Here is a 14,207-nt window from a genome sequence, read left to right as displayed (position 1 = left end):
AAGATAATGATTGCGTTACATTTTTTAAAGCCTGTAACATTTTTAATTTTTTTACTACTGATATTTTAAGAGCATTAGTTTTGAAAATGATATTTTTTAACGAAATTGCTTATCCAAAAATTGTTCAACTATAAAAACACTACACAATATGTCTGATGATTTTGATTTATTAGAAACCAATTCCAATGAAAAACAGGAAAAAGTAGATGTTAATTGGGGAAAAGCCATTGACACTATGAAATCTAAATTAGCACAGGAAGATGATCCTGAAGTGCGTCAAAAAATACTTAATGCAACATTGGACGATGTAGTGCATATGGCAGAAAAAGATAGAACGTCTTTACTTGATGCCATTAAAGATTTAACTGATTATCAAGACGAAGTTGGGATTATTTTTGAAGATTTCTCTAGCTTAAATGCTGATGAACAAAAAATCATTGATAATGCCATAAAACGTCTAGAACGCGCAAGAGTTGAACTAGAAGATGCCGAAGCTAAACCAGACACTTGGTGGAACAACCTTTGGGGAAGAAAAAGCAAAATCAAAAAAGCGCAAGACGAACTTACTGCTGCCCAAAAATCTCGTGACGAAGCAGATAACAAAGCCAAAGCGATGTTTCAGCAACGTATAGAATCGGCAGATGTACAAACTTTATTAAATGAGTTATCGTTTAAAAGTCAGGCAGCTGTAAAGCGTTTAAAAGATCGTGAAGTAGAAATTAAAGAAGTTGAAGACAAACTTCAAGATGCGATTGTTGAAGCCACAAAAAACCATACAAAAGCTTTAGAGAAGAAGAAAGAAGTAGAAGCAAAGCTTGAAGAAAACTATGCTTTATTAAAACAAGCACGTCAAGAGTTAGAAGAAATTGTTGATAAGCAATCTGCTGAATATGCTGAAGCGGTTGGTAAAGTTACCACTTTAGAACAAAAAGTAGAAGAGCTTGAAGGACTTAAAAACGCCTATACAACACTTGCTGCAAGTAAAGACAGCTTTGTGCATAAGCATAATTTAACCATTAAGGTATTAACCTCTTTACGTAGTAATTTACAAACACATCGTGCAAAATTAAAGAGTGATACTGAAGAGCGTTTAAAATATTACGATGGTTACGTAGTGGCTTTAAAAGCGCGAACTGACCAAGAATTTGCAGCTATTTTAGAGCATTTAGGTGTAAAAACTGACGAACATATTGGAGAAACTCTTGCATCAATGCATACAGCAAGTGCAAGAGCACGTCAAGAAATGATGGATAATATTCCTGTGCATGAAAAAGTAATGCAAGGTGTTTACAGCAGTTATGCTGAAGCGTTACAGGAAATTCGTACCAAAGATTCTGAAATTCAAAAGAATTTTGCTGAGCGTTATGGTATTGATATGAAAGAAATTTTTGAAGACTACTATAAGGCAGATGCTAATAAACCTTCAGGTGAAGGAGAGCCAACTGGCGACAAAAAGCCTGAAAATAATGACGACTTATTATCTTAAAAAGTAATTGGTATTCAGTTTGCAGTTAGCAGTATTTTTATAATTGACTGCAAACCGAATACTGTTCACTGCAAACTCAAAACATGATTGTAACTCCTTTAGATTCCGCTACACTAGACTCCAAAGCGCAATATGTATTCTATCATAAAATGGTAGACTTTGCTCTAAAGGAACTCATTGTAAGTGTTCAAAATCAAGGATTATGTAGCACACAAGAAGTTGTTTATTTTAAGCAGTTTTGTGATTTGTTATTGTATTCAGTCGAGGCTATGCGTATTAAATATATGTACGACGATGAAGACAATATGAAAGTAGATTTAACCGATTCTGGTTTCCCTAACTATTTGGAGTTTAGGTATCTTTTTAATGATTTATCCTTAAAAGAAGACTACATTTCTAAACTCAAAAATGTTAGCCAATTACAAGATGAGTTTTTACATGAGTTACTTCATAAAAAACAACCCATAAAACGAGAAAAACTGTTTCAAGCGGCTTCAATAGTTTATTACACCTCAGTAGAGCAAAAGTATATTTTTAATCGTTTTGTACAAGGTCGCATTATGGAAACACCAAAAGACGTTTCGCCTGAGTTTATGACCAGTTGGAGTTTTTATGATGTAGCACATAATAGGCCATTTATATGCTTCATGTACTTTGATTATAGTGGAGGACGAAATCCGTTAAAAGATAGAGATAAAATTTATGAAGTCTTAAAGACCACTGCGGACAGAGATATGGATTTAGACACTATGGCTTATGGAATAGACAGAAAGCTGCCTGAAGTACATCCAAAACACATTAAGCGAATAGATTTAGGTCCTTTTCATAATGTATTTGCTAAAGATGAAAATGAAATCACACATGCCATTTTAGAAGGTATAGCTAAAAAAGAATTAAGTCTAGAGTCGTATGCACTGTCACTGAGTATTGACGAAGTATTCTCAGGAAGTGAGTTTAAAGAAGGTAGCTTTTTCAATAAGCAAACCTTACAAAAGTGGAGCGAACCGATACATCAAAAATATGTGTTTGCACCACATCGTATTATACAAATGTTGTATAACAAAACACCTGAAATTATGAATAGACTAGCTAAACCGCCTATTCAAGTTTCTGAATTAAAAATTAAAAAAATAACGTCATAACGAGGAACAAAGTACGTGGTTATCTTTTAAGCAAGAGATTGCTTCATTTCATTCATAATGACGACAAAATAGAAACATGGAACACAACTCAACATTTCCTATAAAGCAAACAGAACTTGATATGCTTCGTGATGAAGCAACATCCTATTTAAAAAGTGTACAGTGGGAGCAAGGTCAACGTGCAAAAAACAAAGATAAAGATGCTAAAGATGAATCTATTTTACTGTATTTGTCACGTGCCAATAATGGAAGCAATGTTGAGCTGACTTCAGTTTCAAAAACTATATTAGCTTTAAAAAAGCGCTTATTACCAGACTCTGTTGCTATTCCAATTCACTTAAACCAAACCTTATTTGCAGTTCAAGAAGGTGTTACTTTGGGTATTTGGATAAAAGACAGTTACTACGATGCTTCAGGATTATCAAGTTTAAACGAGCGAAAATCTGCTTTAGATACTTCAGGAAAACGAGAGTACGAAAGCAAAATGCAAACCGCAACAGCCTTTATGCTATATGCTACAGCTTACAATATTTTGCATAACCTTAAAACCATTGCTTCAGATGATTTAAGCGTTATGAAGCAAAAATTTGCAGGTTTGCCAGAAGTATCTTTGCTATCACCATTAAAAGGAATTTCGTGTTGTCTTTACTATTACGACAAGTATTTGTCGCATCCAGATATTATAAAAAGTGATAAAGACGTTACCGATTTTACGGTTGTGTATTTTGAAGCCTTAATAGACGAAATCCAAATGCGTAAAAGCACGCTGGAGTACACCGAAACCATTTTAGATAGAACCTATAAATTAGAAAAATCGGACTTTGCTGTATCTGGTTGGGACAATGTGTTTGCAGGAGCTGCCAAAAGTGTAGAGTTTAATAAAATTCAATTTGAACAAATAGTAGGTAACAGAGATGCAAAACACTTTGCACGACGTTTAACCGAGCGTATGTTAAGCTACGATTTTACAGCAAAAAAGAATCCATTTCAGGAGTTAGGAGGTTTTATGCCAGTGTTTATGGGTTACGGAATTCCAGGAACAGGAAAAAGTATGCTTATTGCAGCTATTGCTACACGCTTAAAAGAGCATTGTGACAATCTCGATATTCCATTTTTATTTCATCCAATGCCTGATACGTTGATATCAACATTTCAAGGTGGATCTGCCGAAAAAATGGTAGAGTGGATGAAACCATTACAAGATCCTTCAAAACTCATTTTTGCTCCAATTGATGATGCCGAAAATAATCTTCAAGAACGAACTGCACAAGGTGTTTCGGCAGGTGTAAAAGAAGTTATAGGTGTGTTTTTAAGATATACCGAAGGTGCTTATGCTGTTAATTACGGTAATAGCTCAATTGGATTGTTTACTAACCTTCCAGAAATGTTGGATAAAGCAGTAATTTCACGTGTTCAAGGACGATTTAAAATTGATGGAGCACGTACTGAACACGACTTTTTAGATCAAGATCATTTGTGGTGGCGAAAATTACAAGACACTATGCCTGATTTTGTAAATATGAACAATCCAGAGGCTTACACTTATTTAAGCGATCAAGGTTTGGCTAAAAACATGGGAGACATTTTAAAAGCTGTTGAAAAACCTTCAGAAGAGCGTGTTATGGAAACTTTTGAAAAAGTAGAAAAAATGCATCGCTTTGAAGACCACATGTTTTATGCATCATTATATACTGAAATCCAGAAGATATTTCCATTCTTTTCATCGCGTGATGTTCGTAATATACAATCGGCAATTTCATTGCGTTTAACTGACTTTGACTTAGAACAAGATTGGTTTGACAATCCTGAAATCTATTTCAAAAAAGATTATGATACTAAATTAGGAATGCTTCAGGAACTCATGCGTGCTAATATGAAAGGGCTTGATTTTTCTGATATAAGAAAACAAGAAGTTATTAGATACCTAGATAATGTAGCAACTATTGCAGATACCGATTTTAAACGAAAAGTTGATGCAAGAGTTAATCAGCTTAATATTGAATTGGAAGCAAGAACTCAGTTTGACAAAAAGAACGATTAATGCAAAAACTAAAAGCAGCAAATCTATATCAAAGTGAACTACTTCCTGTAAGTGGTAAGTTGGTTGAGCGTTATAATCAGTGTTTAAAAACATTAGGGTTTTCGCCAACAAAGCTTACTAGTTTTTCAATTGATGGTATAGGTTGGAGTCCTGAAATTGCTGAAGAAAAAAAGGAATTACTTTACTTAAACCATGGCGAAGCCAATGCACATGCCATTATTATTTCTCCGTTGCAAAAAGGAAAACCTGTCTATTTGCCTACACATACGTTTGACAGAGAGTTAATGAAATTGGTTTTTAAAACCTATGGTAATAAAATAAACGATATAACTAGAGACTCGGCAATTTGTCTCGATTTTGATCAAGGTATCGATGCATTTTATGGACCTATGGATGTTTTAAAATACATAACTATAAACATTCATTTTAGGTTAATAAACAACCTTAATAAAGCACAAAAAAAACAACACGAACTTATTGAGCAGTTTAAAGAAGGTAATAATTTTATTGATGAAACCTTACACGAAAAATTATTGCAATCGGCAAATACCTATGGAGATTTGCGTAACAGGGATTTAGAATTACCAGAACTTCAATATAGTGTGAGTTCGTTTTATACAAGAGCTTTTGGAGGTGTGTATGTGTTACGCGATTTTATTTCGGATATTATCGTGTTTGAAGATGAAAAATGGTACAAAGAAGCTATTAATGATACTACACATGATGTGTTGATGTACCATATCAATCATGATGAATTAATTGAAAAACTACGAAATCATTTAATTGCTGAATGCGATTTGGATGAAGTGATTAAAACCCCAAGATACGATCGTGTAAAAAAATATGAACTCTCTCAACAACTTAAAGAGACTCAACACTCTCTAAAAGAAATATTTGAGAGTAAAATTTTATATAAGAGTTATTTAAATAAAATTGATATCAATGCACTTAAAAAAATTAATAGTGTAGAGTTATATTTAGAACGCTTAGAAGTTAGCAACGAGTATAAATTAAAGGACATGGTAGATGTTGATCTATACCATGCATTACACCAACCTCATTCATCTTTAGAGCCAATGCATCAAGATTTAATATGGAAGCTTTTAATAAATGTTTCTCCAAAGGATGTGTTGTTTTTGTATTGGTATGATAAAGAACAGTTTTATAAAACCTATGAGACTTGGGACGACTCGTTTAAAGATTGGGTAATTGACACGATACGTAACAATATTTAAATAAAATAGACTAATTTTATAAAGCATTCACTTAAAAAACAAACACATGGGACTAGATCTTGTAATTTTTATAGCTGCTATACTTTTTGGCATTTTCTTGTATTGGAGAGAGTCTAATGGTAATGGAGCATATCGTTTTGTGAATAAAATTGTAAACAGTAAAGAGTTACAAATGAAGCCTGATAGTAAAAAAGGATTCATTTATAAGCAAACCTTTATACCTAGATTAATTTTTGTTGTAGCCTTATTTTTGGTTGTAGCTGTGGCTGTTCAATTTTTAACTCCGTTTCAAATCTTTGGAAGCTATAATGGTGTTTCAGCTTTTGCTTCAGTTATTGTTGGTACACTTGTAGGAACTTACATTGCAAATTTTGTAATTAAATCAACTAAAATTATTGAAGAGAAAAGTGATTCTTTAGAAGATAAGTTTGATGACGCTGTTGAAAAAGGAAAAGACTTTATTGAAGACTTAAGAACTAAAGACAGCGATGTCAGTTCGAGCGCAGTCGAGAACAAAATCGAACCTGAAGTTGAAGCACCAAAACCTAACGAGAAAAGTGCTCGTGAACGCTTGAAGGATAAAGGATTGATGTAATTCACTAACAACTAAAAACTAAACATGAGATTATTCTGGAAAAATGGAAAGCCTGCAATTTTAACTTACATTTTATTAGTGTTGGCATTATTCTTCTTTAGGGACGATTATCAACCAGTTTTATTATTTCTTAGAAAATACATTTTCATTATTCTGTTAAGTGGTATAGTCTTGTTTTTTGGATTACGAAAGTTTAGAAAAACAGCAAGTACAGGTGGTCGATTAGGTATTTTAGGTGTTTTGCTTGTGTTTTTTGGTTTGCTCTATGCAGTAGGATGGCATTTTAAAATGTACGATTACATGAAAACCTATAATGTCTTTAATCATTTAAATAAAGTTGAAATCAACGAGCTTCCTCTAACTCAAAACGAACGTATACAACCACTTCGTAACATTTTCTCAATGGCAAACGAAAGTGTAGGAGAGACCAAAGACGTGTCGTTACCTCACTTAGTTCGTGTAGATGGCGAAAACAAATGGACTATGGCCATTCAACCTTCAGAAAAATATACATTACAGCAAATAAGCGATAATACCGAAGAGGTTTTTTCAGTCTCTAGTACAACACCATTTCCTAGGTTTTCAAGTGAAAATCGTATTCCTGTAGTGTTTTCAATAGGTGAGTCTTTAAAATTTAGTAGAAACACGTACAACGCAGTAGTGCAACGTTTCAACCCTTGGATGTTGTTTAATTATGAACCTGGAGATGTGTTTTATATGAAAAACGATTCCGGAAAATGGGTAGAAGTAGTGAGTTTGATAAAATGGAAAGGGTTCTTGTTTCCTTATCCAACTTTTGGAGGTGTTATGGTTATTGATAATGGCGAACACGATATTAACGATTATTTTGAGCGTGTTTTAATAGGAAAAGGGACTTATATAAGTCCTGATGAAATGAACAATCATCCGTATTTAACACGTCAAAATACATTGTCTGAAAAAGTATCTCGCATACAAGCAGAATCTTTAAAATTCCTTGGAGGTTTTAGTGATCCACTACCTTGGAACATGGAAACAGCAGTGAAGATACCAGATTTACCAGACGATCAAAACGAGCAGCCTTTTGTAACTGATTTTGATTTTTCTGACACAGATACTAATGCTTATAGCGGATTGTACCATTGGTTTGGTTTAGAGCCAGTAGGTGATGAGCGCACAAGTTTAACATTTAGTGTTTTTATTCCTGCAGACGGAACTGATAAGCTGTATTATTATGATCATGCAGCTAAAAAACAAGGTTATGCAGGTGTTTCGGCAATGCCTTTAAAAGTAATTGAGTCTCGTAAAGAGTTTGATTGGACAGTCAATAAACCGGTTGAATTTAGACCTTATATAAAAGATATTGCTGGAAGAAAACGTATGTTCTTTTTAGGAACTATTTCAGCAATTCGTGAAGGTTCAGACAATTTTGATGGCTCTGCAACACCAGACTTAGCCTTAATTGATGCTGAATATAGAGATGTTATTTGGATTGATGTAAAACACCCAAGTCAATGGGATAAAACAGTTTATGACCAATTAAACGAAGCTTGGAGATCAAGTGAGGGAATTGGGTATTATTTTGTTGAAGAAACAAAAGATATTGATATTGTTGAACAAGCTATAGACTCGGTTTTGGCAATTCCTAGAGTAGATAAAAATGCTGAAGAAATTGAACGCTTACAACGTCAAATAGACTCTTTAAAATCTATTGAGAATTAAGGTTGCTATTCTTTCTACATTCTTAAACTATCAACATTTATATTATTTTAATTGGATTGGATTCCGCATCAAGTGCGGAATGACAAGTAATTATTATCTCATCTTACTAACTAAGTGTAACTTTTATTGAATTTCAATGACTTATAGGTAAAGGATATTTATGGGTTACATGGGTTTTGGTATGCAAAGTTGGATTTATAAACAACGTCCAAGAAAAGCTTTTGAAATAAAAAGAAAACCTTTATTTACAGAAGTCCCAAAATATCAAAGAGAATTTAAAATCCAGCCTTCTAAAACTTCAAGTAGATTATATGTAGTGGTAAGTATTGTTTTGATAAGCTTGTTTTTTGGAATTATCCAATTGAATAAGTCAAAAATCTTGCAACATTCATCTGAAATTAATAATGCAACTAAACAACGTCTTGAAAGTGAAAACCTTGAAGCATTCAACTTATTGAAGCGTTCAGGTAAATCAAGATTAAAAAACAATAATCTTGAAGGAGCTCTCTCTGAGTTTAAACTTGCTTATGCTATTAAATCTACAGATGAGGAATTAAATCAGTTGTTATTTGAGACATTATCTATTCTTTGTGCTGAAAATCAAAAGTTTTGTAATGAGCTAGATGAAAAGTTTTAAAGTTCTAAAATCATCTTTATATCACTACGCTTATAAGGAGAGTTTTTTTCAACAGGAATTTCTATAAAACCATATTTTCGGTATATATAAATAGCGTTTTCCAACTTGGTGTTAGAGTACAACATTAAAGCTTTAAACTGATGTTGTTTTGCGAACTCTATACAATATTGCATGAGTTGCTGCCCAATTTTATAACCACGATGTTTTGGTGAAACCGCCATTTTAGTGAGTTCAAACACATTTTTAGTACTAGTTGGCATTAATGCAACAGTTCCAAGAATAGTTTCATTAAGTTTAGCAAAAAAGATAAAACCGCCTTTATTAATGATATATTCTTCAGGTTTACTTAAGACTTCTTCATCATAAGGTTCTACATAAAAATAGGTTTTAAGCCATTCAATATTCAAATCATAAAAATGTTGAGAATATCTAGTATTAAAGGGTATGATTTCAATTTGCATGAGCTTTAATAAAATCAGTAATCAAATAAGTAATCAATTTTCCAACTTGGGTTTCGGTTTCTGGAGTAGGAGCAGCTTCGCAAATATGCAAATATTTTGCATTTTCGTGAGCTCCAAAAAAGGTGGCGAACTGTCGTGCTTTGTTAGTGCTAAAACCACTTGGTGTCATTGCACTGCTTGGTATATTCAATATAGCATCGCAATCTATTTCAACGCCAAAAGCAGTACCAGAAACATGCTCTAAAGCACGTTGCATTTCTGCTTTAAACTTAAGCTCTTTTCTAATTTGAATCGCCTCAAAAGTATTATATGCTACAGATTTTACTTTATCTAAAGTTTTAAATGTAGTTGAAGATGTATAGTTTTCGTGCAAGCCAAACACAAAATAGTTTTTCAAAAAGCCTTCAGCGTAAGCATAACTAAATCCATTGCCACTGTGTCTGCCTTCTTCAGCTCTAAAATCGCTATGCGCATCAAAGTTTACAGCGTTAATTGTTGAGTTTAGCGCTAGCGAAGTTCCTTTTATATTTCCGTAGGCATTGTTGTGTCCTCCACCAATAACAATTGGTGTTTTACCTGCTTTAACTATTTGATGAATTAAATGTGAAACTTGTTTGTCAATTTTAGCTACTTTTCGACGTGCTTTAGCAATATCCTTTTTGTTGGTTTTATCTAAGTTTTGAAGTTTTTGTAGCGATTTAGAATAGTCTAAATGACCTAGGATAACTACTTTACTAGCATTTAAAAATGCGTTACTTTGTATATTTGTTAAAAATTTTGTTGTAGTATCCCATGCTTTTGAAGTCCCTGTGTTTCCTAGGTTTCCAAAGACTCCAATGTCTTCAGAAATACCAAAAATCACATAGTCAACATCTAAATTTACTAATTCATCGTATATATTAGTGGAGTTAGGAAGTAAAATAACTTGTTCTCCAAACTTGGTTTCGCCTGAGCGTTTTTTTAAGATGGTTTTTAAAGTATCTTTATCAAAAAGTATAAGGTTGTCCATATTGGAAATGTTATTAAAAAATAATAATTAAAAATACAGTTTTATTTATTTTCAGGCTTAAAATTAAATTTAATTAAAAGATTAAAAACAAGAATTAACGTTTAAATAATTTAAAAAGAAAAAACAATGGAGAATTCAAACAGTAAAAGTACAGGATTAAAAGTTGCTTTAGGTATTTTGTTGGCTCTTTTCTTAGGAACAGGATTTTATACCTCTAAACTTTATAATGACAAGAAAGAAACAGAAGCAGTTTTAACCAAAGAAAAAGAACAGGTAATGGCAGACCTAAATAACATGGCTAAGCAATATGATATTGCTATTGGAGAGAATGAAGTTGCCAATCAAAATTTAGTTGAGGCTAGAGCACGTATTGAAGGCTTAATGGACTCACTAAAAATATCTCAAAACAGTGTTAACAGTTTATGGAGATACAAAAAACAATTTTTAGCATTACAAGAAGAAATGGATGTATTGCTAGCTGAAAATGACAAGCTAAAAGTAGAAAACTCTTTATTAGCAACATCATTAGATAGTACTCAGTTGCAATTAGCAGAACGTACAATGTTTACTGATTCATTATTAGTGCAAAATACTGAGTTAGCAACAGTAGTTGAAAACGCTGCAGTATTACAAACAGTTGGACTTAAAGCGTACGGAGTTATTGAGAGAACTTCAGGTAAATTAATACCAACAGAGCGTTCTAGAAGAAGTGATAAAATTAGAGTTTGCTATACTGTTGCTAAAAACACATTAGTAGGTGCAGGTGATAAAGAATTATATGTTCAGGTATTAGATCCTAATGATAATGTACTTGGTGCTAACGAGCAAATACAGTTTGAAGATAAAATATTAAACTATAGCTTGGTGAGTAAATTTAACTACGAAAACAGAAGTTTAAACATTTGCGAATTTGTAGCTCCTAACAACGATGAGTTTGAAGAAGGACGTTATACAGTAAATGTTTTCAATGAAAAAGAATTAATCTCATCAACTGAGTTTACATTGAAATAAGCAAATTAATTGATTGATTGTAAAAAGCCGAATGAAAATTTTCATTCGGCTTTTTTATTTTAATCTAATCTAATCTAATCTAATCTAATTTAATCTAATCTAATCTAATCTAATACCATTAATAATAACTTCATCAATTAAGTTTTCTCCAAACGCATAAGGAATAAACTGGTAATTAGGAATTTCTTTTGTAATGATTAAATTCGCTTTTTTACCTCTACAAATACTGCCATACATATTGCTTAATCCCATAGCATAAGCACCATTTATGGTTGCGGCATTAATAGCTTCTTCAGGAGTCATTTTCATTTTTATACACGCAGTACTTACTACAAAATTCATATTTCCACTAGGTGTTGAACCTGGATTATAATCGGTTGCTAATGCTAGTGGTAAGCCTGCGTCAATCATTTGTCTTGCAGGTGTATAAGGGATACTTAAAAAATAAGAACAAGAAGGTAGAGCAACAGGCATTGTATTGCTGTTTTTAAGCGCTTCAATATCTTCTTTACTCATTTCTTCTAAATGATCTACTGAAAGCGCATCATATTTTACTCCTAAAGCTACACCTCCAAAAGCATTAAATTGGTTTACATGTATTTTAGGTCTTAAACCATGAGCTACACCTGCTTTAAGGATTCTTTCAGTATCGTCTAGGTCAAAATAGCCTTTTTCACAAAATACATCAATGTATTCGGCTAGATGCTCTTCAGTAGCTTTTGGTATAAGTTCGTTTACTACCAAATCTACATAAGCACTTTTATTATTACTGTATTCTTTAGGAACAGCATGAGCGCCTAATAGTGTAGGTTTAATAAAAGCAAGCGATTCGCGTTTTAATCGTTTTATCACTCGCAACATTTTTAGTTCTGCATCAACGGTTAAGCCGTAACCTGATTTTATTTCGACAGTACCAGTACCTAGTTTAATGACTTCATTAAGACGTTTTAGTGATTGTTGGTAAAGTTCTTCTTCGGAAGTGTTTTGAAGTTTTTCAGCAGAATTTAAAATACCACCACCATTATTGGCAATTTCTTCGTAGGACAAGCCATTAATTCTATCTACAAATTCTCTAACTCTATTTCCTGCGTATACAATGTGTGTATGAGAGTCGCACCAAGAAGGCATCACCACTTTTCCTGTGGCATCAATAACTTCATCAGCATCAATATCTTGGTAGTCGTCCATTGAGCCATATTCAACTATAGTGTCATGCTCAATAAATAAGTAAGCGTTTTTTATTACAGGAAGTGTTTTCATGTCACTGCCTTTTACAATAGTAACATTGGTATCACGAACTTGAATAAGTTCTTTTATGTTGGTTATTAGTATTGACATAGCTAAGGGTAAAATCATAAAATTAACAAAATTACTTCTGTTATCAGGAAATGGAACCAAAATTTTTTCTAAATACGATGTATAAAAAAAGCGCTGACTGTCTGTCAACGCTTTCTATAAGATGTATTTAAAAGTTTATTCTTTAACAAACTTAAAAGTTTTATTATGCCCTTCAAATTTGATAATGTAAATTCCATTGTATAGAGATGATACATCTAAAGGGTTATTAGGTGAAATAGTTGAATTAACAACGTTTTTTCCTAAAATATCATAAACCGATACATTGAAACTTTCATTATTAGGAGACTTAACGTAAAGCTTATTTTTAACTGGGTTAGGGTAGATGTTAAAAGTGTTTAATATAGAGCTATTTAGACCTAGAGAATATTTAGCATTTTCATACCAATTTAAATCGTTTTCATTAAAGGATACTGCAGCAATATCCATATCAGTGTCATTATCAAGATCGTTTATTGAAAAAGAAAATATTTGACTAGTGCTTGTACTTATGATGTTTTCTGAACTATAGACACCATTGTTTAAGTTTCTAAACCATACAAGGTCAGGTTCGGTTGCATTACTTGCTCCATTAGCAGTAACAACATCTTTTAGTCCATCGTCATCTAAGTCTTCAAAACCAATGAACGAAGGATTGTTAATTGATGTTGTTAAAGTAGTTCTGGTATAAGTTCCGTTCGTTTCTTTTTTATACCAATAAAGGTAACCAGTAACGCCACCATCTCCAATGTCAGTAACTAATATATCGATGTTATTATCATTGTCAACATCAGCAAATTTTATGTAAAAAACATAATACAAACCACTGTCAACAGTATTGGTGTCTTTGGTATATGTTACGGTTCCATTTTGTATAAAGTTGTTATAATATACTTCGACTGTACCATTTCCATAGGAATATATATTAGTAATTACTATGTCAAGATCAAGATCATTATCAAAATCAATAATATCTATATGTCCTGGATAGCTATTTGCAACAGAAATTAAAGTTTGAGCAGTTGAAAAACTACCTCCTCCAAGGTTTGAATACCAAACTGTTTGACCAGCATAATATAAAAGAACAACTAAATCTCTAGTACCATTATTATCAATATCAGCAAAAACCATACTTACTGGTGAAGATGCATTAGCAATCAATTGTTCTGTGCCGAAATTACCGAAGCCATCATTTTGAAACCATACAATCTTATTACCGTCTAAAGAGCCAGCAACAATATCAATATGATTATCACCATTGACGTCCTCTAAAACTAAAGCATAAACAAAAGAAAGCGTTGTAGATACTTGTGTTTGTTCAGTAAATGTACCGTCTCCATTATTTTTATATAATTGTATTCCAGTACTGGTTTGAGTGGTTACTACAAGTTCTGGATATTGATCATTATCAAGATTAGCAGACTCTATAATATAAGGAGTATTATTAGTTTCAGTATCAATAGGCATTTTTGACGAAAATGTAGTTTGCGCAGTTGAAGTAGCCAATAATAAAGCTCCAAATAGTAAAGTAAGTAATATTCTTTTCATAGATAT

Annotated in this window: 12 protein-coding genes; 8 read left to right on the top strand and 4 right to left on the bottom strand. The window is 32.6% G+C overall.

Features of this window, described 5'->3' with window-relative positions; translation table 11 throughout:
- The first annotated feature begins 148 nt into the window (after window positions 1-148).
- The 7 genes from A8975_RS06135 (at window position 149) to A8975_RS06105 (ending at window position 8,837) form a co-directional block, all read left to right on the top strand.
- Window positions 149-1,486 carry a coiled-coil domain-containing protein gene (locus A8975_RS06135; RefSeq protein ID WP_131506897.1) on the top strand — a complete coding sequence of 446 codons (1,338 nt, stop codon included), beginning with the start codon at window positions 149-151 and terminating at the stop codon, window positions 1,484-1,486.
- Between the two features lie 83 nt (window positions 1,487-1,569).
- Complete coding sequence (locus tag A8975_RS06130; protein WP_134199105.1) at window positions 1,570-2,628, top strand: hypothetical protein; 1,059 nt, start codon at window positions 1,570-1,572, stop codon at window positions 2,626-2,628.
- 76 nt (window positions 2,629-2,704) lie between these two features.
- A complete protein-coding gene (locus A8975_RS06125) occupies window positions 2,705-4,669 on the top strand; it encodes an AAA family ATPase (protein WP_134199094.1) in 1,965 nt (654 codons plus the stop codon).
- Window positions 4,669-5,904 carry a DUF6638 family protein gene (locus A8975_RS06120; protein ID WP_134199092.1) on the top strand — a complete coding sequence of 412 codons (1,236 nt, stop codon included), beginning with the start codon at window positions 4,669-4,671 and terminating at the stop codon, window positions 5,902-5,904. Before A8975_RS06125 ends, A8975_RS06120 begins: the two co-directional genes overlap by 1 nt.
- Before the next feature lie 46 nt (window positions 5,905-5,950).
- Complete coding sequence (locus A8975_RS06115) at window positions 5,951-6,499, top strand: hypothetical protein (RefSeq protein WP_134199090.1); 549 nt, start codon at window positions 5,951-5,953, stop codon at window positions 6,497-6,499.
- Window positions 6,500-6,523: 24 nt separating this feature from the next.
- Window positions 6,524-8,200, top strand: a complete 1,677-nt coding sequence (locus A8975_RS06110) for a DUF4199 domain-containing protein (protein ID WP_134199088.1) — start codon at window positions 6,524-6,526, stop codon at window positions 8,198-8,200.
- Window positions 8,201-8,381: 181 nt separating this feature from the next.
- Window positions 8,382-8,837: a hypothetical protein gene (locus tag A8975_RS06105; protein WP_134199087.1), complete on the top strand. Its 456-nt coding sequence runs from the start codon at window positions 8,382-8,384 to the stop codon at window positions 8,835-8,837.
- On the opposite strand, the gene A8975_RS06100 is transcribed toward A8975_RS06105, so the two are convergent.
- Entirely contained in the window at window positions 8,834-9,298 is a 465-nt protein-coding gene (locus A8975_RS06100; RefSeq protein WP_134199085.1) for a GNAT family N-acetyltransferase, read from the bottom strand. The genes A8975_RS06105 and A8975_RS06100 overlap by 4 nt on opposite strands.
- Window positions 9,288-10,307 (bottom strand): formimidoylglutamase, encoded by a 1,020-nt coding sequence (locus tag A8975_RS06095; protein ID WP_134199083.1) that lies wholly within the window; start codon window positions 10,305-10,307, stop codon window positions 9,288-9,290. Before A8975_RS06095 ends, A8975_RS06100 begins: the two co-directional genes overlap by 11 nt.
- A gap of 126 nt (window positions 10,308-10,433) precedes the next feature.
- Between A8975_RS06095 and A8975_RS06090 the strand changes: the two genes are divergently transcribed.
- A complete protein-coding gene (locus tag A8975_RS06090) occupies window positions 10,434-11,318 on the top strand; it encodes a chromosome partitioning protein ParA (protein WP_129760198.1) in 885 nt (294 codons plus the stop codon).
- Window positions 11,319-11,417: 99 nt separating this feature from the next.
- On the opposite strand, the gene hutI is transcribed toward A8975_RS06090, so the two are convergent.
- Both hutI and A8975_RS06080 read right to left on the bottom strand, forming a co-directional pair.
- Window positions 11,418-12,656, bottom strand: coding sequence for an imidazolonepropionase (gene hutI / locus A8975_RS06085; RefSeq protein WP_134199081.1), 1,239 nt, complete (start codon window positions 12,654-12,656; stop codon window positions 11,418-11,420).
- A 135-nt stretch (window positions 12,657-12,791) separates the two neighbouring features.
- Complete coding sequence (locus tag A8975_RS06080) at window positions 12,792-14,201, bottom strand: T9SS type A sorting domain-containing protein (RefSeq protein WP_134199079.1); 1,410 nt, start codon at window positions 14,199-14,201, stop codon at window positions 12,792-12,794.
- Window positions 14,202-14,207: the final 6 nt, after the last annotated feature.

The sequence above is a fragment of the Meridianimaribacter flavus genome, from assembly GCF_004366715.1.
GTDB lineage: Bacteria > Bacteroidota > Bacteroidia > Flavobacteriales > Flavobacteriaceae > Gaetbulibacter_B > Gaetbulibacter_B jejuensis.
The sequence above is the reverse complement of the archived record's forward strand: the minus strand, read 5'-3'. Positions and strand labels throughout refer to the sequence as shown.

Coding starts and splice junctions, on each gene's coding strand:
- A8975_RS06135 (WP_131506897.1), top strand. CDS start 149: ATGTCTGATGATTTTGATTTATTAGAAACCAATTCCAATGAAAAACAG.
- A8975_RS06130 (WP_134199105.1), top strand. CDS start 1,570: ATGATTGTAACTCCTTTAGATTCCGCTACACTAGACTCCAAAGCGCAA.
- A8975_RS06125 (WP_134199094.1), top strand. CDS start 2,705: ATGGAACACAACTCAACATTTCCTATAAAGCAAACAGAACTTGATATG.
- A8975_RS06120 (WP_134199092.1), top strand. CDS start 4,669: ATGCAAAAACTAAAAGCAGCAAATCTATATCAAAGTGAACTACTTCCT.
- A8975_RS06115 (WP_134199090.1), top strand. CDS start 5,951: ATGGGACTAGATCTTGTAATTTTTATAGCTGCTATACTTTTTGGCATT.
- A8975_RS06110 (WP_134199088.1), top strand. CDS start 6,524: ATGAGATTATTCTGGAAAAATGGAAAGCCTGCAATTTTAACTTACATT.
- A8975_RS06105 (WP_134199087.1), top strand. CDS start 8,382: ATGCAAAGTTGGATTTATAAACAACGTCCAAGAAAAGCTTTTGAAATA.
- A8975_RS06100 (WP_134199085.1), bottom strand. CDS start 9,298: ATGCAAATTGAAATCATACCCTTTAATACTAGATATTCTCAACATTTT.
- A8975_RS06095 (WP_134199083.1), bottom strand. CDS start 10,307: ATGGACAACCTTATACTTTTTGATAAAGATACTTTAAAAACCATCTTA.
- A8975_RS06090 (WP_129760198.1), top strand. CDS start 10,434: ATGGAGAATTCAAACAGTAAAAGTACAGGATTAAAAGTTGCTTTAGGT.
- hutI (WP_134199081.1), bottom strand. CDS start 12,656: ATGTCAATACTAATAACCAACATAAAAGAACTTATTCAAGTTCGTGAT.
- A8975_RS06080 (WP_134199079.1), bottom strand. CDS start 14,201: ATGAAAAGAATATTACTTACTTTACTATTTGGAGCTTTATTATTGGCT.